This is a genomic window from Phenylobacterium sp. (assembly GCF_004799395.1).
Lineage (GTDB): Bacteria > Pseudomonadota > Alphaproteobacteria > Caulobacterales > Caulobacteraceae > Phenylobacterium.
Genome location: NZ_SSMZ01000117.1, coordinates 1 through 19,219 on the forward strand (window position 1 = coordinate 1; position 19,219 = coordinate 19,219).

At 69.0% G+C, this 19,219-nt stretch carries 22 protein-coding genes; 17 read left to right on the forward strand and 5 right to left on the reverse strand.

From position 1 onward, the window contains the following. Window positions 1–243 precede the first annotated feature (243 nt). The 4 genes from E8A12_RS08145 (at window position 244) to E8A12_RS08160 (ending at window position 2,077) form a co-directional block, all read left to right on the forward strand. A complete protein-coding gene (locus E8A12_RS08145; RefSeq protein WP_293367476.1) occupies window positions 244–405 on the forward strand; it encodes a hypothetical protein in 162 nt (53 codons plus the stop codon). A gap of 26 nt (window positions 406–431) precedes the next feature. Next, the gene (locus E8A12_RS08150) at window positions 432–632 is read left to right on the forward strand and encodes a hypothetical protein (protein ID WP_293367478.1); all 201 of its coding nucleotides are present in this window, start codon (window positions 432–434) and stop codon (window positions 630–632) included. 120 nt (window positions 633–752) lie between these two features. Then, the gene (locus tag E8A12_RS08155; protein WP_293367480.1) at window positions 753–944 is read left to right on the forward strand and encodes a hypothetical protein; all 192 of its coding nucleotides are present in this window, start codon (window positions 753–755) and stop codon (window positions 942–944) included. Window positions 945–1,027: 83 nt separating this feature from the next. Next, entirely contained in the window at window positions 1,028–2,077 is a 1,050-nt protein-coding gene (locus tag E8A12_RS08160; RefSeq protein ID WP_293367482.1) for an amidohydrolase family protein, read from the forward strand. Here the strand turns inward: E8A12_RS08160 and E8A12_RS08165 are convergent. Continuing rightward, window positions 2,074–2,892, reverse strand: a complete 819-nt coding sequence (locus E8A12_RS08165; RefSeq protein ID WP_293367484.1) for a PEPxxWA-CTERM sorting domain-containing protein — start codon at window positions 2,890–2,892, stop codon at window positions 2,074–2,076. The two genes, E8A12_RS08160 and E8A12_RS08165, sit on opposite strands and share 4 nt — an antisense overlap. 278 nt (window positions 2,893–3,170) lie before the next feature. On the opposite strand from E8A12_RS08165, the gene E8A12_RS08170 reads away from it, so the two are divergent. From E8A12_RS08170 to E8A12_RS08180, 3 genes are read left to right on the forward strand one after another with little or no spacing between them, the layout of a single operon-like run. Beyond that, window positions 3,171–3,770 (forward strand): response regulator transcription factor, encoded by a 600-nt coding sequence (locus E8A12_RS08170; RefSeq protein WP_293367486.1) that lies wholly within the window; start codon window positions 3,171–3,173, stop codon window positions 3,768–3,770. Beyond that, window positions 3,767–5,617, forward strand: coding sequence for an ATP-binding protein (locus tag E8A12_RS08175; RefSeq protein WP_293367488.1), 1,851 nt, complete (start codon window positions 3,767–3,769; stop codon window positions 5,615–5,617). Before E8A12_RS08170 ends, E8A12_RS08175 begins: the two co-directional genes overlap by 4 nt. Window positions 5,618–5,673: 56 nt before the next feature. Next, window positions 5,674–6,558, forward strand: a complete 885-nt coding sequence (locus E8A12_RS08180; RefSeq protein WP_293367490.1) for an alpha/beta fold hydrolase — start codon at window positions 5,674–5,676, stop codon at window positions 6,556–6,558. On the opposite strand, the gene E8A12_RS08185 is transcribed toward E8A12_RS08180, so the two are convergent. Further along, window positions 6,533–6,985: a hypothetical protein gene (locus E8A12_RS08185; RefSeq protein ID WP_293367492.1), complete on the reverse strand. Its 453-nt coding sequence runs from the start codon at window positions 6,983–6,985 to the stop codon at window positions 6,533–6,535. The genes E8A12_RS08180 and E8A12_RS08185 overlap by 26 nt on opposite strands. Window positions 6,986–7,141: 156 nt before the next feature. Here E8A12_RS08185 and E8A12_RS08190 point away from each other — a divergent pair, with 156 nt between their 5' ends. The 4 genes from E8A12_RS08190 (at window position 7,142) to E8A12_RS08205 (ending at window position 9,152) form a co-directional block, all read left to right on the forward strand. Beyond that, window positions 7,142–7,336, forward strand: coding sequence for a hypothetical protein (locus tag E8A12_RS08190; protein ID WP_293367494.1), 195 nt, complete (start codon window positions 7,142–7,144; stop codon window positions 7,334–7,336). 72 nt (window positions 7,337–7,408) lie between these two features. Continuing rightward, window positions 7,409–7,867 carry a VOC family protein gene (locus E8A12_RS08195; protein ID WP_293367496.1) on the forward strand — a complete coding sequence of 153 codons (459 nt, stop codon included), beginning with the start codon at window positions 7,409–7,411 and terminating at the stop codon, window positions 7,865–7,867. Between the two features lie 18 nt (window positions 7,868–7,885). After that, window positions 7,886–8,449, forward strand: coding sequence for an isoprenylcysteine carboxylmethyltransferase family protein (locus E8A12_RS08200; protein WP_293367498.1), 564 nt, complete (start codon window positions 7,886–7,888; stop codon window positions 8,447–8,449). 139 nt (window positions 8,450–8,588) lie between these two features. Continuing rightward, window positions 8,589–9,152, forward strand: a complete 564-nt coding sequence (locus E8A12_RS08205) for a hypothetical protein (protein WP_293367500.1) — start codon at window positions 8,589–8,591, stop codon at window positions 9,150–9,152. A 10-nt stretch (window positions 9,153–9,162) separates the two neighbouring features. Here E8A12_RS08205 and E8A12_RS08210 read toward each other — a convergent pair whose 3' ends face one another. The 3 genes from E8A12_RS08210 to E8A12_RS08220 form a co-directional block, all read right to left on the reverse strand. Further along, window positions 9,163–10,458 carry a divalent metal cation transporter gene (locus E8A12_RS08210; protein WP_293367502.1) on the reverse strand — a complete coding sequence of 432 codons (1,296 nt, stop codon included), beginning with the start codon at window positions 10,456–10,458 and terminating at the stop codon, window positions 9,163–9,165. A gap of 68 nt (window positions 10,459–10,526) precedes the next feature. Further along, window positions 10,527–10,883, reverse strand: coding sequence for a copper resistance protein CopC (locus E8A12_RS08215; protein WP_293367504.1), 357 nt, complete (start codon window positions 10,881–10,883; stop codon window positions 10,527–10,529). Between the two features lie 21 nt (window positions 10,884–10,904). Next, the gene (locus E8A12_RS08220; protein ID WP_293367506.1) at window positions 10,905–11,483 is read right to left on the reverse strand and encodes a hypothetical protein; all 579 of its coding nucleotides are present in this window, start codon (window positions 11,481–11,483) and stop codon (window positions 10,905–10,907) included. Between the two features lie 102 nt (window positions 11,484–11,585). On the opposite strand from E8A12_RS08220, the gene E8A12_RS08225 reads away from it, so the two are divergent. The 6 genes from E8A12_RS08225 (at window position 11,586) to E8A12_RS08250 (ending at window position 19,041) form a co-directional block, all read left to right on the forward strand. After that, window positions 11,586–12,872 (forward strand): hypothetical protein, encoded by a 1,287-nt coding sequence (locus E8A12_RS08225; protein ID WP_293367508.1) that lies wholly within the window; start codon window positions 11,586–11,588, stop codon window positions 12,870–12,872. A gap of 5 nt (window positions 12,873–12,877) precedes the next feature. Next, window positions 12,878–13,816, forward strand: a complete 939-nt coding sequence (locus E8A12_RS08230; RefSeq protein ID WP_293367510.1) for an MBL fold metallo-hydrolase — start codon at window positions 12,878–12,880, stop codon at window positions 13,814–13,816. 198 nt (window positions 13,817–14,014) lie between these two features. After that, on the forward strand, window positions 14,015–14,395 hold the full coding sequence (locus E8A12_RS08235; RefSeq protein WP_293367512.1) for a GntR family transcriptional regulator: 381 nt from the start codon (window positions 14,015–14,017) through the stop codon (window positions 14,393–14,395). A gap of 1 nt (window position 14,396) precedes the next feature. Beyond that, window positions 14,397–15,371, forward strand: coding sequence for an SPFH domain-containing protein (locus tag E8A12_RS08240; RefSeq protein WP_293367514.1), 975 nt, complete (start codon window positions 14,397–14,399; stop codon window positions 15,369–15,371). Window positions 15,372–15,397: 26 nt separating this feature from the next. Continuing rightward, a complete protein-coding gene (locus E8A12_RS08245; protein ID WP_293367516.1) occupies window positions 15,398–16,402 on the forward strand; it encodes an alpha/beta fold hydrolase in 1,005 nt (334 codons plus the stop codon). Window positions 16,403–16,485: 83 nt separating this feature from the next. Further along, complete coding sequence (locus E8A12_RS08250) at window positions 16,486–19,041, forward strand: outer membrane beta-barrel family protein (RefSeq protein ID WP_293367518.1); 2,556 nt, start codon at window positions 16,486–16,488, stop codon at window positions 19,039–19,041. Window positions 19,042–19,219 lie beyond the last annotated feature (178 nt).

Genomic DNA, 19,219 nt, shown 5'->3' on the forward strand with positions numbered 1-19,219 from the left:
GATCTTCGATGTTGAGCTGACCGCGATCGCACCGCCAAAGGCGCCTTAGCGGCGGAGTCGCCGCCCGCGCGTCGGGCGCAAATCCTCCGCCGACGTAGCGTAACCGTGGACCCTTGCGCCGCAGGCGCGGACGTGGCCCCTTAGTTGGAACTGCCGGCGGGCGCGAGTCCTCGACCTTGCGAATGAGCGGGCCGAGGCGCGAGACAAGAACCGGCAGGGCGAGGTGGCGTGAACGGGGCGAGCATGGAACCACCTCAGGGCGAGAGCGAGGAACGGCCTCCGGCCAACCGGTCCAGCCGCATCCTCGGCCTGTTGGCGGCGGTGGGCTTTTCCGTCGCCATGTGGGCGTTCATCGGCATGGCCGTGCTGGGGCTGGTGCTGAAAGTGTTCGCCTCGCGCGGCTGAGCTGCGAACGGTGTAGGGTCCGCGTCATGTCCGACCTGACCGACGCGCAACTGAACGCCCTGCAGAACCTGGCGCGCAAGAAGAGCGGTCAGGATGCGCCGTTCATCAACATCTCCGCGGCCCGCGCCCTGACCGAGCTTGGTCTGGCCGAACGCAGCCGCGAAGGCTGGGACATCACCCCGGAAGGCTCGGCCTTCCTGGCCAGACGCTCCGCGCCGCCCCAATGAAGCCTCGCCCCGACGCAAAGCGCGAGGGTGAGACGAAGGGGTAACGGCACGGGTCTTGAAACTCTTCCGGACGTCGAGCCGTAACAGAACAGTCGGCTCCTTTGACGCCGGAGACACCAGATGGCCCTAGCCGCAGTTGTCGCGCGTACCAGCCAGAACGGCATGGAGTATCTCGTCCGCGAAACCGGACGCGCCGAATGGGCGCTCAGCGCCCAGGCGGCGGCCCGCTTCCAGACCTTCCGCGACGCCACCCGCGCCGCCATGCGTCTGCCGAGCGCCATGAAAGCCTACGCGCTTCCCGCCGAAAGCTAAGTCGGGGCCGCCGAGGGTTGAGCCCGGCTTGCCGAAGGCCTTAGGTTCGCCCGCACTCTGAACTCAGAGGCGGGAGGACGCTTATGGCCGAAGAGATCCTGGACCCCGATCTGCCGATCGTGGATCCGCACCATCACCTATGGGACCGCCGGAACTACGCCCCGCCGGTGACCTCCGGAGCCGCCGAGCCGCCCGAGCACCCGTTCATCACCGCCATCGCCGGCGCCCGGCGCTATCTGCTCGACGAGCTGATCGCCGACACCAGCTCGGGGCACAATGTGCGCGCCACGGTCTTCGTGGAGTGCGGGGCCATGTACAAGGCGGACGGGCCGGTCGAGCTGCGCGGGGTCGGCGAGACCGAGTTCGTCAACGGCGTCGCGGCCATGAGCGCCAGTGGGACCTATGGCGACTTCCGCGCCTGCGCCGGCATCGTCTCCAAGGCCGACCTGCTGCTGGGCGATGCGGTGAAACCGGTGCTGGAGGCCCATGTCCGGGCCGGCGGCGGGCGCTTCCGCGGCATCCGCAACTCCGCCTCCTTCGATGCGGACAAGGCGGTGCTGGGGCCGCTGAACCGCGTCGAGGCCGGGCTCTATCTGTCGGACCAGTTCCGCACGGGGTTCAGGCATCTGGCGCCGATGGGGCTTTCCTTCGACTCCTGGCTGCTGGAGCCGCAGCTGCCCGACGTGATTGATCTGGCGCGGGCCTTCCCCGACACGACCATCGTCCTCGACCACGTCGGCACGCCACTGGGGCGCGGGGTCTATGAGGGCCGGCTGCCGCAGCGGTTCGCGGTCTGGCGCGACAACATCCGCGAGCTCGCCAAGTCGCCGAAGGTGGTGGTGAAGCTGGGGGGCCTGGCCATGGCCTTCTGCAACTTCCCCTCGTTCCTCGCCGAGCCGCGCGCGCCGTCCCTGCAGCTCGCCGCCGAATGGGCGCCCTACATCGGGACCTGCATCGAGGCCTTCGGGCCGGAGCGCTGCATGTTCGAGAGCAACTTCCCGGTCGACATGGGCGCCTGCGACTACGCCACCTTGTGGAACGCCTTCAAGCACATCGCCAAGGGCGCCAGCGCGGACGAGAAGACCGCGCTGTTTTCCGGAACGGCGACCAAGGTCTACCGGCTGGAGATCTAGGCGAGCGCAACCGCGGCCCGGCGGCGGCGCAGCGCCGCCCCGGTCAGGCCGAAGCCCGCGATCATCAACGCCCAGGCCGAAGGCTCGGGCACCCCGCCGGCCTGCGCATCGGACGAGGCGACCGTCATGCCGAGCACCAGGGTCATATATCCGTTGGAGTCGATGGTCGCCGAGGTCAGCGTCTGGCCGGCGAACTGCGAACCCAAGGTGAATCCGAGCTCGGTGAGGTCATAGTTGTTGGTGGCGCCATTCGTCGAATTGCCGGTCCCGCCGGCGCCGACATCGTGCACCTGGAACACGGTCTGGTCGGCCAGTGTCGGGGTTACGCTGTTGATAGAGCCGCCGTTGAAGTCGGGAATGAAGACGTTGCTGAAGGTCTGGGTCGCGCCGCCCGTGCCGGCGAAGGTGATGCTGGCGGAAACCCCGTCATAGGCCCCGGCCAGGAGATAGACGTTGGTGGCGTCGCCCACACCGATCGGCACGATCAAGGACTGGCCGCCATTGATCTCCGCGAAATCGCGGCCCGCTGCGTCCGACGCGAGCGTGAACGATATGCCGTTGTTGACGTCGTTCTGCAGGTTGCCCGGGCCGGTGGCCGGCGGCGTCCAAGGGACGGTTGAGTTGGGCGTGCCGACACCGGATCCGGGCGTGCCGGGTCCGGTGTTCGGGAATTGCTCGTTGAGGTTGGTGTAGATGTTGTTGGTCTTGGCGAAGTCCGTGACATAGGCGACCGACCCGGCCGCCTGGGCGTTTGCGGCGGCCAGGCTCATCCCCACGGCGGCGCATGCCGCCAGCAAAATCCTGCGCAGTTCCATTGTCGTCGCTCCTGCCCGCGGGCCCATCGCCCGATACCGGGACCGGCGCTACGAAGCATGTTCGGCGTCCGATCTCGCCGCGCACTCAACCTGAGCGGAAGTCAGCTTTCTATTGCCTATATAGGCGCCAGAGACTGATTTTCTTGACGAAATCTCCCGCCAGGCGAGTGGATTCGCGGCTCAAGCGCAAAGGCGCCTATTTAGGCTATTGCCTATTTAGGCGTTCACCGACTGTATTCACCTGACAGCGTTATTCGTAGCGTCGGGGCGTACTTGAGATGGTGACCGTTCTCCTGGTCGATGACCATCCACTGTTCCTGGATGGATTCGCCGCGATGCTGCGGCATCACCGGCCCGACTGGCGCCTGCGAACCGCGACGTCGGGCGCGGCGGCCGTGGCGATGCTGGCGGACGGCGAGCGGCCCGACCTGGCGATCATCGACATCCAGCTGCCCGACGCAGACGGCTTCGACGCCGCCCGTGTGATCGGCCAGATGGCCCCGCTGGTCAGCCGGGTGATCATCTCCGGACGGGAGGACGGCGCCGCGCGCCTGCGCAGCCGCGACTGCGGCGCCTCTGGCTTCATCGCCAAGGCCTGGTCGCCGGAGCGGATCGTCGAGGCCCTGGAGGCGGTGCTGGCCGGCGACGCGGCCTTCGACCCGCCGGCGGGCGCGCTGGCCGGTGAAACCATCACCGCCCGCCAGCTCGAGGTGCTGACCCTGCTGGCCGACGGGCATTCCAACAAGGCCATCGAACGGCACATGAACATCGCGCCGCGCACCGTCCGCGCCCACCTGACCGAGATCTTCCACCTGCTGGAGGCGGACGGCCGGGTGCAGGCGATCCTCAAGGCGCGACAGCTGGGCCTGATCGGGTGACCAGCGCCGACACGGCGGCCGTCGCGCCGCCGGCGGCCCTTGGCGGAGCCGCCCGGGGCCTGCGCATCGATCCGGTGCGGGCCGAATGCATCCGGACCCTCTTCCAGCAGATCCGCAACAGCTTCGCCGCGGCCGGCGTGGTGACGATCTACATGTGCGCCACCCAGGCGCCCTTCCACCCCTGGACCATGATCGGCGCGTGGCTGGCTGTGCAACTCGCCACCCAGGTCCTGCGCCTCTGGCTGGTGGCCCGCTACCGGCGGATCCCGGCGGACGACGACGGGACGCGGCTGGAGCGCGCGGCGGGGTTGAACACCCTCTACATGCTGATCGCCGGCGTGGCCTGGGGCTCGACCGCCTTTCTGTTCATGGACCCGAGCCAGCCGATCACCGTGGCCCTGACGCTGTGCGGCCTCTACGGCATCTCTGGCGGCAGCGTGCCGGGCAACGCCTACAATCCGAGCGGCCTCTATGCCTTCGTGGCGGCGATCTTCGGCCTGGTCATGGTGCGATTCCTGCTGATCGGCCAGTATGCCTACGACGTCCTGGGTCTGGCCTCGATCGGCTATTCGGCCATCCTGTTCGGCTTCTGCCGCGTGCAGAGCCGCGAGTTGAAGGACGGCTTCGCCATCCGCTTCGAAAACCGCCGGCTGCTGGCCGAACTGGAGGTTGAGAAGGCCGAGGCCGAGGCCGCCCGCGGCCGCGCGGAAAAGGCCAACCTCGCCAAGTCGCAGCTGCTGGCCGCCGCCAGCCACGACCTGCGCCAGCCGCTGCATGCGCTTTCGCTGTTCTCTGGCTCGCTGCAGTCGCTGGCCCTGGACGAGGAGGCCAAGGACGTGGCCGCCCGCATCCAGGCCAATGTCGCGGCCATGGAGAAGCTGTTCAACGGCCTCCTGGACATCTCGCGACTGGAGGCGGGCGTGGTGCAGAGCTGCCGCGAGCCGGTCGCCTGCCAGGACCTGTTCGACCGGCTGGCCGGCTATTTCGATCCCGTCGCCGAGCAGCAGGGTCTGGACCTGCGGTTCCGCGACACCGGCCTGTGGGTGGACGCCGACCCGGCGCTCATCGAGCAGATTTGCGTGAACCTGGTGACCAACGCCCTGCGCTACACCCGCGCCGGCGGCATCCTGGTGGCCGCGCGCCAACGCGGTGGGCGGGTCTCGCTGGAGGTGTCCGACACCGGCATCGGCATCGCGCCTGCCGACCAGGCGCGGATCTTCGACGAGTTCGTGCAGATCGGAAATCCCGAGCGCGACCGCAGCAAGGGCCTGGGCCTGGGGCTGGCCATCGCCCAGCGGCTGGCCGCCATCCTCGACAGCCGGATCGAGATCTCCTCGGCGGAGGGCCGAGGCTCGCGGTTCTCGTTCAGCCTGCCCGCCGCCCAGCCGGCGGCGGCGCCCAATTCCGTGGCATCGCCTGACCTGATGCAGGGCCTGCGCCTGCTGCTGATCGACGACGACGCCATGGTGCGTGAGGGCGCGAGCCTGTTGCTGCGGCAATGGGGCGTCGAGGTCGCGCTGGCTCCGGACCTGGCCGCCGCCGAAGCGTCGATCGATGCGCAGCGAAACGCCGGCGAGGCGCCGTTCGATGTCTGCCTGGCCGACTATCGCCTGCCGAACGACCTCAACGGCCTGGGGGTGATCGCCCGGCTGGCCGCGCGGCCCGGCGCGCCGCGCGCCTTCTGCCTGGTCACCGGCGACATGGGCGCCGAAGTGCTGGCCGCGGCCGCCGACGCCAGCGTGCCGATCATCCACAAGCCCTTGCATCCGGCACGATTGCGCGCCCTCCTGAACCACCTCGCGGCGCGCCCGGCGGGCCCGCAGGCCCCGGCCGCCATCGCAAGCTGAGGCTTTCGCCCCAGGCCGGGCTGTGGTGAAATATACGACGTAAATTGGAGAGCGCGATGAAGCGGACGATCCTGCTGGCGGCCCTGGCGATGCTGGCCGCCGCGCCACAGTGGGCCGAGGCCCGGGCGATCGGCCATCCGGCGATCCCGGCGGCAGTCTTCACCGACCCGCCGGCTGACAAGGCCAACCCGCCCCGGATGGAGGTGCTGCATATCCCGAGCGGCGGGGTGGAGATCAACGGCGTCGCCTACCTGGCGGGCGGGGCCGGCGCGCACCCGACGGTCGTGCTCCTGCACGGCCTGCCGGGCAACGAGAAGAACCTGGACCTCGCCCAGGCGATCCGCCGGGCGGGCTGGAACTGCGTGACCTTCAACTACCGCGGCTCCTGGGGGAGTCCCGGGACGTTTAGCTTCCGCGGCAACCTGGCCGACACCCGGGCAGTGCTCGCCTACGTCCGCGCACCCGCCAACGCCGCCAAGCTGCAGATCGACACTGCGAAGCTGGTGCTGGCCGGCCACTCCATGGGCGGCGGGAACACCGCAGTGGTTGCGGGCGGCGATCCGGGCCTCGCCGGAGCCGTGATGATCTCCGCCGCCAACCTGGGACTGCTGGCGTTGGCGCCGCCGGCCCAGCGCCTGGCGACGGCGCGTGACAACATGGAGACCTTGGCCGGCGTGACGGCAGAGAGCATGGCCCAGGAGATGTCGACGATGGCGGACGCGAGCTTCGCCAAGGCCGCGCCGGGCCTGGCGAAGATGCCCTTGCTGGTGGTGACCTCCGACGACGGCCTGGCGGCGATGAGCGACGGCCTGGTCGGCGACCTCAAGAAGCGCGGGGACACCCAGGTGACCGCCATCCATGAGGCCACCGATCACAGCTACAGCGGCAAGCGGATCGCGCTCGAGGCGGCGGTGATCAGCTGGCTGCAGGGACTGAAGTAGGGTCCGTCTCGGCGGCTTCCGGCGGCATGAATCCTGCCGTTTCGTCCTGGCGACGGCGCAAGAGGCGCACGTCCCCCTGCGCCACCTGGCGGAAGCGGGCGATGAACACGGGCGCGGCGGCCAGCAGCACGCCAGCCATATCAGCGAACATGTGCGACGCCGAGATCTCCTGGCCGATGAAGCAGGGAGCGATGCCGACGCCCAGCACCACCCACATCGCCACGATGGCGATGTCGGCGCGGCGTACGAAGGGCAAGAGGCCGTAGGCGCCGGCGGTCACGCCATAGAAGATCAGCGCGTCGAGCGTCAGGTCGCCCGGCAGCACCAGGTTGCGGATCGAAAGCGGCGAGACCAGCACGATCCCGCAGATCAGCACCACCGCGGCGCTGGCCAGACGCATCATCCGGAAAGAGGCGATCGGAAACACCGGTGGCGAGGTCCTGTGAGCAATAATCCGGTTGGCTCTAGGCCCTGCCCTCTCAATTCAAGGTGAAATTTTGTGGTTAGCGAGGCCTGAACCGTTCCGGGGCGCAGGCGGCGCACGGCTTTGCGCGGCCGTCCTGGCGCGATAAAGGATGGCGCTATGGCCGAAGTCTCCGACATCGCCGTCTACCAGAAGCTCAGCGAACTGGCCGACGAACTGGACGATCTGGTCGCGCAGGGACCGTCCGTGGTGGGCAATGCGGCGCTCACCACCGCCTCCCACAACGTGCGCGGAATGGCGCTGGCGGTCTATCGCCACATCATGGCCGACCGGGAAGGCGTGCTGGACAGCTAAGCCGCGGTTCAGGCCGCTTGCCAGGACCTCAGAACCCGCCAGGATGCCGGCGGGAAACGAGGGGGCGGACAGATGAACACCTGGACCATGGCCACGCTGGGCGCCGCGGCGATCCTGAGCGTGGCAGGCGCGGCTGCGGCGGGACCGCCGGCGGAGCTGAAGCCGGCGCATGTGGGCGGGCCGGGGCTCTATGTCACCGACCTGGAAGCGCAGAAGACCTGGTATTCCGACAAGCTGGGGCTTTCGGTGCGCGACACCATCCAGCGCGGCGGAACGGCGTACGAATACGTCATGGGCTACAACGACGGACCGGCCGGCGCAGTCCTGGCGCTGGCCAAGAGCACCACGCGACCGCCCGGTCCAAACGCTTTTTCCCGCGTGATCCTGGCCGTGCCCAACGCCAAGGGCCTGGCCGACTGGCTGAAGGGCCAGGGCGTGGAGAACCGCGAGGTGATCGCCAACGTCGCCTATTTCATCCGCGATCCGGAGGGCAATACCGTCGAGCTCTACACCGCTCCGCTGAAGCCGTGAGCTGAAGGCGCGACGCCCATGAACCCCAGCCGCGCGATCCCGCTGGTCCTGGTGTCGCTGATGATCCTGATGGAGATCTACGCGAGCCGGATCAGCCGCTCGGAGGCCAGGACCGACGACCGCGGCAGCTTCTTCGCGGTCTGGCTTCTGGTGGCCGCGGGCTATTGGGCGGCGTTCTCGATGTGGGGCGCCAGGGCGCCGGTCGGCCTGCCGCTGGGCGTCTGGGCGGTGTGGGTCGGGGCCGCGGTGGCGGCGGCGGGCATGGCCCTGCGCATCTGGAGCATCGCCACCCTCGGCCGCTATTTCACCTATGTGGTCAAAGTCTCGCCCGAGCAGAAGGTGGTCGACACCGGGCCCTACCGGCTGATCCGCCACCCGTCCTACGCCGGCGGCCTCCTGACCGGGATCGGCATCGGACTGTCGCTGCGCCTGGGCGTCGCGCCGCTGATCATCGGGGCGACCAGCGTGGCCGGCTACTGGATCCGCATGGCGGTGGAGGAGCGCGCCCTGTCGGAGGGCATCGGCGAGGCCTACCGCGCCTACATGAGCCGCACCAAGCGGCTGATCCCGTTCGTCTGGTAGGGCGCTCGCCCGGTCCGCCGGCGGCCGGCCGCGCGCCGGTAGGACCTCCAGAGACTGTGGAGGGCGTCTCCTGCGTTGCGGGGGGCCTTTCCTCTGTCCGCCGGGCGGCTAAGGTGGCGTCAAACGGGGAGAATTTTCGATGCGGGTGCGACTTCTTTTGACTGGCCTGGCGCTGGCGTGTGCCGTCCCCGCCCTGGCCCAAAGCCCAGCGACCAAGCCCGCCCCGGCGCCAGCCGCCAAGGCGCCCGCCCCCGCCGCCGCTCAAGGCCGCGTGCTGCTTTCGGTGAAGGACGTCATGCGCCACATCGTCAACCCAGCGGCCGAGACCTACTGGGCCCACTCCGGCGAGGTAGACGACGAGAAGGGCGCCAACGACCGCATCCCCACCTCGCAGGACCAATGGAACATCAACATCGACACCGCCGCCCAGATCGCCGAGGCGGGGAACCTGTTGATGATGGACGGCCGCGCGCGCGATCCGAACGGCCCGTGGATGAAGTACGCCATGGCGCTGAACGCCGCCGGGATCGCCGGCATGACGGCCGCCACCGCCCACGACCACGACAAGACCAACGACGCCGGCAGCGCCATGTACGACGCCTGCTTCCAGTGCCACGGCCGCTACATCCAGCGGCCGAAGGACAGCCTCTACAAGCACGACATCGACAAGGACCTGAAGGACGCCGGAAAGGCCCCGAAGTAGGTCGCGCCGCCTACTGCCCCCAGGTCGCGAAGAGCCCCACGGCCGCGGCGCCCATCACCGCAGTGGAAAGCCAGCCGACGATCTTCAGGCCGATGTGGAGTTTGAACTCGCCCATCACGGACTTGCGGCTGGCGAGCAGCATCATCATCGCCATGACCGGTACGGCGACCACGCCGTTGATCACGGCGCTCCAGAACAGCGCCTTGATCGGGTCGATGGGGCTGTAGTTGAGCAGCACGCCCAGAAGCGTGGCCACCGCGATCGTCCAATAGAAGATCTTGGCGCGGCGCGGCTTGCGCGCCAGGCCCACATGGAAGCCGAAGGTCTCGCCCAAGGCGTAGGCGGAGGATCCGGCCAGCACGGGAAGCGCCAGCAGCCCCGTGCCGATGATGCCGATGGCGAAGACGGTGAAGGCGAACGGCCCGGCGATCGGCCGCAAGGCCTCGGCGGCCTGGGACGAGGTCTGGATATCGGTGACGCCATGGGCGTGCAGGGTCGCCGCCGTGGTCAGGATGATGAACAGGGCCACGGCGTTGGAGAACCCCATGCCGATATAGGTGTCCCAGCGGATGCGGCTGAACTCCGACGTGGCCTGCTGCGGGGCGCGTTCGAGCGGCTTGGCGTCGGGGCGTTCCTTGACCTCCTCGACCTCCTCCTCGGCCTGCCAGAAGAACAGGTAGGGGCTGATCGTGGTGCCGAGGATGGCGACGACGACGGTCATGTAGGCCGGGGTGAAGCTGATCTGCGGGATCACCAGGCTCTTGGCCACCGCGCCCCAGGGCATCTTCACGACGAAGGCCACGCCCACGTAGGCGAACAGCGACAGCGTCAGCCACTTCAGGATCGAGACATAGCGCGAGTAGCGGGAGAACACCTCGAGGAGGACGGTGATCAGGCCGAAGGCCGCCACATAGATGAGTTGCGGCCCGCCGATCAGCAGCTTCAGGCCGGCGCCCATGGCGCCCAGGTCGGCGCCCAGGTTGATGACGTTGGCCACAACCAGCAGGAAAACGATCGAATAGACGACCGCACTTGGGTAGTGCTTCTTCAGGTTGCCGGCGATGCCGCGGCCGGTGACGCGGCCGATGCGGGCGCTGATCTCCTGGATGGCGCACATCAGCGGCCAGGAGAACAGCATCACCCACGACAGGCCGAAACCGAACTGGGCGCCGGCCTGGGAATAGGTCGCGATGCCGCTCGGATCGTCGTCCGAGGCGCCGGTGATCAGGCCTGGGCCCAGCACCTGCAGCAGCTTCGGCCGCTCGGGTTGTTTGACGTCGGGATTCGGGGCGGCGCGATCGGTCATTTGCGGTCAGGTCCCCCTTGAGAGCCCAACCGGAACGCGCCGCCGCCGTTGTGGCTCCGCTTTGGAGACTATTTCACGTTGAACCCGAAGTCGCCGTCGGTTTCGTGCCCATCCTCGGTCTTCATGTGCCACTTCACCCTGTAGGCGCCGGGCGCGAGCGCGGCGGTGAAGGGCACGGTCACGATGCGCTTGGTCTTGTCGAGGCCCATCGGGCCAGTGGCGACCGCCGCGCCACCGGGGCCCGCGACCTTCACGCTCGAGGCGGCCGGGACCAGCTCTTCGCTGTAGTGCAGGGTCAGCGCCTTGGGCGCGGCGATGGTGGCGCCGTTCTTTGGCGAGCCGGTGATTAGGCGTGCGTGGGCGGCGGCCTGGCCGGCGACGGCGAAGGCTGCGATGGCGGCGGCGGCGATGAGGGTCTTGCGCATGGAAGGCGGTCCTGCTGTGGCCTAGGTCGCCGGCTTGGCGTCGTACTTCTGCTGCTTGGCCTTGATGTCGGCGGGCCAGTCGGGGAGCGGATTGCCCTGGGCGGGGCCGTTGGCCTTGATGCCCGGATCGATCACGTACTCTTTGTGGCAGGCCGTGCAGATCAGGTAAATCTTCGCGCCCTCGTCATAGACGCCTTGCTTGTCGTGCTTCTCGGCGGCGGCCTTGGCGAGGATCGCCTCGGCGGTGAGTTGCTGGGCGAACTTGTCGAAGTCGCCTTCCGGCGCGCGCGGGCGGCCGGGCAGCTGCAGGGCGTTGCCGGCCTCGATCAGCACCGCGGCCGCGGTCTCCATGGATTCCCAACCCTCGTTGGTGGTCGGCGTCAGGTCCTTCGTGCCCTGGGCGGTCTCATCGGTGCCCGAGCCCTTCCAGTAGGCGAAGGAGGCCGGATCGACCACGTGGCCCATGAACTCTTTCATGTCCAAGGCGTCGACATTGTACTTCGCCTGACTGGCGGGCGCGGCGGGCTTCTGCGGCGAGCAGGCCAGCATGAGCGAGACGGGAAGCGCGGCGCAGGCCGCGAGGATGAGAAGGCGCTTCAAGGGATTTCCCCGGATTTTCGTTGCCCTAAGCCATACTTTGCCAATTGGGGGCCTGTCCGGTTAAATACGGTCTCCGGGGGGTTACAGAAGGTTACAACAGCTTTGTCCGACGCGGCCAAGGAGCAGGAGGGCGAGGAGATCGCCGAGCTGGCCGCGCGGTTGCGCGAACGCCATGCCCTCGGCCGCTCCGACGGGCTAACCCGGCTGTTCGACTTCCTGGCCGAATGCGCGGTCGCCGGAGCCCGGCCGAAGGAGTTCGAGGTGGCCGCCGCGGTGTTCGCGCGCTCATCGGCGTTCGACGGCTCGCAGGACGCCTCGGTGCGGGTGGCGGTCCACCGGCTGCGCCGCAAGTTGGACGACTTCTATGCCGGCCCCGGCCGCGACGAGCCGGTGCGGCTGACCATTCCCAAGGGCGAGTACCGCATGGTCGCCGAGCCGCGCGCCGCCGAGGCCGCAGCTGCGGCGCCTCCGAAGGCGGCCCGCTCGCTGCGCGCCTATATCGTCGCCGGGATCGCCCTTGCGCTGCTGCTCAACCTGGCGGCCTGGGTGGCGTTCTGGACGACCCATGGCGGGGGGCGGACCCTGGCGCGCGCCCAGGGCGCAGCGCCGTGGAGCGCTATCCTGAAGTCGGGGACGCCCACCCTGCTGGTGCTGGGCGACTACTACATCTTCGGCGAGATCGACGAGGCGGCGGGCGTGGACCGGCTGATCCGGCAATATTCGATCAATTCCGCCTCCGACCTCGACGACTGGCTGATGGACAATCCCAAGGCCATGGGCCGCTACCGCGACCTGGACCTCTATTACCTGCCAGTCGGCGCGGCCTTTGCCTTGCGCAGCGTCGTGCCGCTGCTGTCGCGCGGCGCGGCGCATTCGGAGAACCTACGTGTGGTGATGGCCTCGGATCTGACGCCCGAGATGCTGAAGCGCAACAACATCGTCTACGTCGGCTACCTGAGCGGCCTGGGCGTGCTGCGCAATCCGGTGTTCGCCGCCTCGCGGTTCTCGGTGGGCGAGACCTATGACGAGTTGGTCGACGGGCCCACCCGCCATGTCTACCGTAGCCAGGAGGGCGGCCCCAGCCAGGGGGACGCAAGCCGCCGCGACTATGGCTATGTCGCCGCCTTCCAGGGCCCGTCCGGCAACCACATCGTGGTGATTGCCGGCGCCCGAGACACCGGCCTGCAGCAGGCAGCCGAAGCCATGGCCAACGCCGACGCGCTGAAGGCGCTGCAGCGCACGGTGAAGACCAGGGACAATTTCGAGGCGCTCTATGAGGTCGACGGCATCGGCCGCTCAAGCCTCGGCGGGCGGATGGTGGTCGCGGCGCCGCGGACCAAGGTCGACCCCTGGACCGCCCAGCCGAACCTCAGCTTCCCGCAGGGCTAGGCGCCATGGACGCCGCCAGCGCCACGCGAAGGGGCCTGCTGGCGGGCGGCGGCGCGGCGCTGGCCATGCCCTGCGGCGGGCTGGCGCAGGCCGCCGCGGGCCGCTCGCGCCTGATCCTGCTGGGCACAGCCGGCGGCCCGTCGCCGAAGCCCAACCGCGCCGCGCCGGCCAACGCCATCGTCGTGGACGGGGCGACCTATGTCATCGATTGCGGGAACGGGGTCGCGCGGCAGATGGCGCTGGCCGGGCTGTCGCTGGGCTCGATCGGGTGCGTCTTCGTCACCCACCAGCATTCCGACCACAACGCCGACTACGGCAACCTGCTGCTGCTGGCCTGGGCGACCAACCTGACTACGCGGGTCGAGACCTACGGGCCCCCGCCGCTCAGGGAGATGACGCGGCTGTTCCTCGAGCTGAACGCCTACGACATCAAGACTCGGATGGCCGACGAGGGCCGACCGCCGCTGAAGGACCTGATCGCACCCCACGAGATCACTGCGGGCGGCCTGGTGATGCAGGACGGACGCGTCAAGGTGACCGCGGCCCTGGTGCGGCACCCGCCGGTCGAGCCGGCCCTGGCCTATCGGTTCGATTGCCCCGACCGATCCATCGTCTTCAGCGGCGACACCCAGCCGTCCGAGAACCTCGTGGCCCTGGCCAAGGGCGCCGACGTCCTGGTGCACGAGGTGATGTACCTGCCGGCGCTCGAGCGGTTGATCGCCGCCGAGCCCAACGCGAAGACCCTGCGCGAGCACCTGCTGGCTAGCCACACCAGCGCGCAGGACGTGGGCCGCATCGCCGCCGAAGCTGGGGTGAAGACGCTGGTGCTGTCGCACTTCGTCCCCGGCGGCCTGCCGGCGATCCCCGACGAGACCTGGGCCGAGGCTGTGCGCCCGCACTTCGCCGGCCGGATCGTCGTAGGGCGGGATCTGATGGAGCTCTAGGACGCTTGGCGCCCGACAATCCCCGTCATCCGGACAGCCCGCTGGAACGATCCGGGCCCCAGGAAGACTGAGCAGTGCGACCGGGATAGCGAGTTTGGGCGGCTTGCGCAGCATCTCTAACCCCCACTCGCACACCGTCGTTTGACAAGCCCCGCCGTCGGCGTATTGTATGAGTGTATGCATACACAGGCGCAAATATTGGCCGCGCTGCGGCTGGGGGACTCGGGCGTGCCGATCTATGTGCAGCTGCGCGAGCAGTTCCTGCGCGCGATCGGGAACGGCCAGCTCAGCCCCGGCGACCAGATGCCGACCATGCGGCAGGTGGCCGTGGCCCTGAAGGTCGACCTGAACACCGTGCGCCGCGCCTACGACGAGCTGGAGCGCCTGGGCGCGCTGGAGCTGGTGCGCGGGCGCGGCAGCTTCGTGGCCGTGCCGCCGCCGGCCATGCAGGGCCACGAACACGAACGGGAAACCGAGAACCTGGCGCGCCAGACCCTGGCCGCCGCCGCCGCTCTGGGGGTCGACCCCCTGGCGCTGGCGGATCGCATCGCGGCGCTCGCCGCGCAAAAGGAGACCTAAGATGAGCAACGCCTACATTCCGGGCGTGACCTTCCCCGCCGCCAGCTTTCGCCGGCGCGGGGGCAATCCGTTGGCGACGCTGATCGCGGTCGTCTTCGTGGTCTTCGCGGGCCTGGCTTTCGAAGAGGGCGCGCGGAGCGGGACCTATCTCTATTTCTGGCTGGGCGCCGGCCTGGTGCTGCTGGGCGTGCTGACGCCCATGTCGATGAAGATGGCGAACCAGTGGGAGCGCGCGGTGGTGCTGCGGCTGGGCAAACTGCAGGGCATCAAGGGGCCGGGCCTGTTCTTCATCGTCCCGGTGATCGATGACGTGTCTTCCTGGCTCGACCAGCGCATCCAGACCACCGAGTTCAACGCCGAGCAGGCCCTGTCGAAGGACACCGTGCCGGTGGACGTCGACGCCGTGGTGTTCTGGCAGATCCACGACCCGGAGCGCGCAGCGCTCGAGATCACCGACTATCGCTCGGCGATCAGCCGGGTCGCCCAGACCTCGCTGCGGGAGATGGTGGGATCGTCCCTGCTCTCCACCCTGCTCTCCGACCGCAAGCACGGCGACGAACTGCTGCGCGAGGAGATCGGACGCAAGACCGCCGACTGGGGCGTCACCGCCATCAGCGTCGAAATCCGCGACATCGGCGTGCCCGACGCGCTGCAGGACGCCATGAGCCGCGAGGCCCAGGCGCAGCGCGAGGCCGCCGCCCGGATCCACCTGGGCCAGGCCGAGCTGTCGGTGGCGGAGAAGTTCGTCGAGGCCGCGGAGATCTACGCCCGCAGCCCCGCGGCGCTGCAGCTCCGCGCCATGAACATCATCTACGAGACTACCAAGGAGCGCGGGGCCACGATCCTGATGCCCACCGCCATGGTCGACGCCATGAATCCCGGCGGTCTCCTGGGTCTGGTAAGCGCCGCCCAGGCTGGTCAGGCCCCGCCGCCCGCCGCCCCGCCCGCGGCCCCGACGCCGCGTACCCGACGCTAGATCGGGACCCGGGGCTCGAGGGGATCATGTCGATGCTACGCAGACTGACGATCTGGATCGCCTGCCTGACGGTGGCGATGGTGACGATGGCCATGGTGCTGGCGAGCGCCGCGCACGCTGAGGAGGCGCCTGCCATGGGAAGCGAACGGGAGGTCACGGTCGATGGCGGCGCCGCGCCGCTCTGTGGGTCACTGCTGGCGCCGCCCGGCGCGCGGCCCGGGCCGGCGGTGCTGCTGATCGCCGGTTCGGGACCCACCGACCGCAACGGCGATTCGACCGTTCCCCAGGTCAAGCCGGCCAACCTGAGGCTGATCGCCGAGGGTCTGGCGGCGGCGGGCGTGCCCAGCCTGCGCTACGACAAGCGCGCGATCGCCAAGAGCGCGCCGGCGGCGCTGAACGAGGCGGACCTGCGGTTCACCACGGCGGTCGACGACGCGGTGCTGTTCGCGCGTCTCTTGAGGGCTCAGCCCGGGGTGACCTGCGTCATCCTGCTCGGCCATTCGGAGGGTGCGCTGGTCGCCGCCCTGGCCGCGCAGAAGATCGAGACCTGCGGCGTGATCGAGGTCTCGGGCGTGGGCCGACCGTTTGGCCAGGTGCTCCGCGAGCAACTTGCCGCCCAGATGCTGCCGCCGCCGGTCGCAGCCCAGATCGACGCGGGCCTCACCGAACTGGAGCACGGACGCCAGATCGCGAACATCCCGGGGCTGGAGGCGCTGTTCCGGCCCAGCGTGCAGCCCTACCTGATCTCCCAACTGACGATCGATCCCGCCAAGGCGCTGGCCGCGGTCAAGGCGCCCGTGCTGATCCTGCAGGGCGACAACGACGTGCAGGTCTCGGTGCAGGACGCGCGCCTGCTGGCCGCAGCGAGACCCGACGCCAAGCTGGTAATCCTGCCGGGCATGAACCACGTCCTGAAAACTGCGCCGAGCGAGCGCGCCGGCAACCTCGCCGCCTATGCCGATCCCAACCGTCCCCTGGCCCCAGGCGTGATGCCGGCGATCGTAGCGTTCGTGAAATCCGCCTCGCGCTGACGGCCCGCACGATATCTCGCGGCGCCGGGACGACCACAGACAAGCAAGCTGCCCGGCCGCCGGGTTTCGGGGGAACCGATATCATGCCAAGGCCCATTCGACGCCGCGCGGCCCTCGCGGTCTGCGCGTCCCTGGCCGCCCTGGCGCTGGCCGCCGCGCCGGCGGCCGCCCAGGAGGCGTTGGGGGCCTGGCACGGCGTCCTCGTCATCGGCCCCACCGTCCTCAGGATCGTGGTGCGGGTGAAGGACGACGGCAAGGGCGGCCTGGCCGGCGAGCTGGTCAGCCCCGACCAGAGCCCACGCGGCTTTCCGCTGTCGGACGTGAAGCTGGCGGGCGACCATTTCAGTTTCGCGGTCCCGATGATCGGCGGAAGCTTTGAGGGCCAGTGGGACGCTGCGCACCAGTCCTGGACCGGCCAGCTCAAGCAGGGCGCGAGCCTGTCGCTGATCCTGGCCAAGGGCGAACTGCCCGCGCCGGTCGCGCCCGCGCCGTCGGCATCCGCGGCGGCCAAGCCGGCGCCCGCGACACCGGCCACAGCGCCCGGCGCCAGGCCCGCGGCCGGCCATACGGTGGAGGGCATCGCGGTCACCGGCCAGTCCCCGAGCGCCATCCGCACCGACATCGACCGGCGCAGCTACGACATCACCAAGGACCTGCAGACTCAGACCGGCTCGGTCGCCGACGCCCTGCGCAACGTGCCCTCGGTGGAGGTGGACGTGCAGGGCAACGTCAGCCTGCGCGGCGATCCCAACGTCACCATCCTGATCGACGGCAAGCCCTCGAGCCTGTTCAACGGCCCGGGACGCGGCCAGGTGCTGCAGAACCTCCCGGCCAACGCCTTCGAGCGGGTGGAGGTGATGACCAATCCCTCGGCCGCCTTCCGGCCGGACGGGTCGGCTGGGATCATCAATCTGATCCCGAAGAGCGCGCGGTCGATCGGAACCTCGGGCACGGCGCGGGTGAACCTCAGCAACGACGGCCGCGCGACCGCGGGCCTGTCCGGCTTCTCGGTCTCCAAGAAACTGACCCTGTCCGGCGACGCGACCTATGCGCACGACCTGCAGGCGGTGACCCAGAGCGACCATCGCTCAACGCCCGATCCGGCCACGCCGGGCGAGGTCCTCGACAGCAGCCAGGACCTGCACTCGGCCGCCGATGTGGACGCCTTGATCGGCCGCGTGGCCGTCGACTACGATCCCGACGCCAAGACGCGGCTGAGCGGCGACCTGCACGGCACCTTCATCGACGTGAAGTCCCATGGCTTGGCCCTCTTCACCGGCGAGGCGCCCGGCGATCTGGCCGAGAGCTTCAGCCGGCCGAACGTCACCACCGTGACCCGCGACGATTTCGGCGGCTCCGGAACCTGGCGGCGCAAGTTCGCCGGCGACGAGCACGACCTCAGCGTCAATTTTTCCCAGGAGCACACCACCAACGACACAGACCAGAAGGACACCACCGCGAGCGCGACGCCGGTCCTGCCCAGCTTCTCGGAGGACATCCGCGCCGAGAGCACGCAGGACGTGAGCCATCTGAAGGTGGACTATCAGGCGCCGCTCAGCGGCGGCGCCAAGCTGAAGCTCGGCTATGAGCTGCAGGTCGACCTGGACGACTTCGACAACTCCGGCAATCGCGGCGCGACCGTCGCCTCGGAGACCCCAGACCCGACCCTGATCGACCGCTTCCGCTTCAACCAGGCGGTGAATGGCGTCTACGCCACCTATCAGCGACCCATCGGCGACCTGACGGTCCTGGCGGGCCTGCGCGTCGAGGACACCCGGATCGACCTCAGCGACCTGACCTCGCGGATCAAGGCGTCCAGCGACGACACCCACCTCTATCCATCGCTGCACCTGGCCTACAAGCTGAGCGACACCCAGCAACTCACCGCCAGCTTCTCCGAGCGGATCCAGCGGCCCCAGCCCAACGACTACAACCCGTTCCGCGTCTTCGTGGACCCGTTCAACTTCCGCGCCGGCAATCCCGACCTGAAGCCGCAGCAGACCTATTCCTACGAGGCGGCCTACCAGTACCGCGCGGGCGCGGCGATCTATCTGGCGACCGCCTATTTCCGGGACAACCAGCGCGGGGTCACCGACATCGTGCAGAACCTCGGCAGCGGGGTGCTGCTGACCACCAAGGAGAATCTGGCCAGCAGCCGCAGCGGCGGGCTGGAGCTGGTGGCCAGCGGCAAGGTCAGCAGCACGTTGACGGTGAACGCGAGCACGAACCTGGGCTGGACGGAGATCGACGCCTCCGATCTGGGCTTCGCCGGGACCCGCTCGGCCTTCACACCCAGCGCGCGGGCGGTGGCCAACTGGCAGGTGACGGCCAAGGACATGCTGCAGTTGCAGGGTGTGCTGACCGGCAAGCGGCTGACGCCGCAGGGCTATCACGAGCCGACCTCGCTGGTGAACCTGGGCTACCGGCACAAGTTCAATGACGACTGGTCGTTCTTCGCGGTCGGGCGTGACGTGCTGAACTCATTGGGCGACACCCTGGTGATCGACACGCCGGCGCTGAAGGACCGGGTCGTGACCCACGTCCACGTTCAGGCGCTGTTCGTAGGCCTCACCTACAGCTTCGGCGGCGGACGGCGCCGCGATCCCGGCTTCGAATATGGCGCGACCCCGCCGACCTAGCCGCCTCTGGCGGCGGCCGCCGCGCCGGGCTAGCTAGTTTCTGTCCATAAACGGCTATTTTTCAATGAGTTTGGGAGCCTTGTCCACCGGACGGCAGGTGTTTTCGCCTGGCTGCAGGTCGATTTGGGGCGTGAGAGCCTCGGCGCGGCGTTGGCGGTCGCCGAGCGCGCAGGCGGGA

Excerpts from the sequence above, each read along its gene's own strand:
- E8A12_RS08240 (WP_293367514.1), top strand. The coding sequence starts at position 14,397 with ATGAGCAACGCCTACATTCCGGGCGTGACCTTCCCCGCCGCCAGCTTT.
- E8A12_RS08150 (WP_293367478.1), top strand. The coding sequence starts at position 432 with ATGTCCGACCTGACCGACGCGCAACTGAACGCCCTGCAGAACCTGGCG.
- E8A12_RS08160 (WP_293367482.1), top strand. The coding sequence starts at position 1,028 with ATGGCCGAAGAGATCCTGGACCCCGATCTGCCGATCGTGGATCCGCAC.
- E8A12_RS08245 (WP_293367516.1), top strand. The coding sequence starts at position 15,398 with ATGTCGATGCTACGCAGACTGACGATCTGGATCGCCTGCCTGACGGTG.
- E8A12_RS08205 (WP_293367500.1), top strand. The coding sequence starts at position 8,589 with ATGCGGGTGCGACTTCTTTTGACTGGCCTGGCGCTGGCGTGTGCCGTC.
- E8A12_RS08155 (WP_293367480.1), top strand. The coding sequence starts at position 753 with ATGGCCCTAGCCGCAGTTGTCGCGCGTACCAGCCAGAACGGCATGGAG.
- E8A12_RS08165 (WP_293367484.1), bottom strand. The coding sequence starts at position 2,892 with ATGGAACTGCGCAGGATTTTGCTGGCGGCATGCGCCGCCGTGGGGATG.
- E8A12_RS08190 (WP_293367494.1), top strand. The coding sequence starts at position 7,142 with ATGGCCGAAGTCTCCGACATCGCCGTCTACCAGAAGCTCAGCGAACTG.
- E8A12_RS08145 (WP_293367476.1), top strand. The coding sequence starts at position 244 with ATGGAACCACCTCAGGGCGAGAGCGAGGAACGGCCTCCGGCCAACCGG.
- E8A12_RS08250 (WP_293367518.1), top strand. The coding sequence starts at position 16,486 with ATGCCAAGGCCCATTCGACGCCGCGCGGCCCTCGCGGTCTGCGCGTCC.
- E8A12_RS08215 (WP_293367504.1), bottom strand. The coding sequence starts at position 10,883 with ATGCGCAAGACCCTCATCGCCGCCGCCGCCATCGCAGCCTTCGCCGTC.
- E8A12_RS08195 (WP_293367496.1), top strand. The coding sequence starts at position 7,409 with ATGAACACCTGGACCATGGCCACGCTGGGCGCCGCGGCGATCCTGAGC.
- E8A12_RS08210 (WP_293367502.1), bottom strand. The coding sequence starts at position 10,458 with ATGACCGATCGCGCCGCCCCGAATCCCGACGTCAAACAACCCGAGCGG.
- E8A12_RS08180 (WP_293367490.1), top strand. The coding sequence starts at position 5,674 with ATGAAGCGGACGATCCTGCTGGCGGCCCTGGCGATGCTGGCCGCCGCG.
- E8A12_RS08170 (WP_293367486.1), top strand. The coding sequence starts at position 3,171 with ATGGTGACCGTTCTCCTGGTCGATGACCATCCACTGTTCCTGGATGGA.
- E8A12_RS08200 (WP_293367498.1), top strand. The coding sequence starts at position 7,886 with ATGAACCCCAGCCGCGCGATCCCGCTGGTCCTGGTGTCGCTGATGATC.
- E8A12_RS08230 (WP_293367510.1), top strand. The coding sequence starts at position 12,878 with ATGGACGCCGCCAGCGCCACGCGAAGGGGCCTGCTGGCGGGCGGCGGC.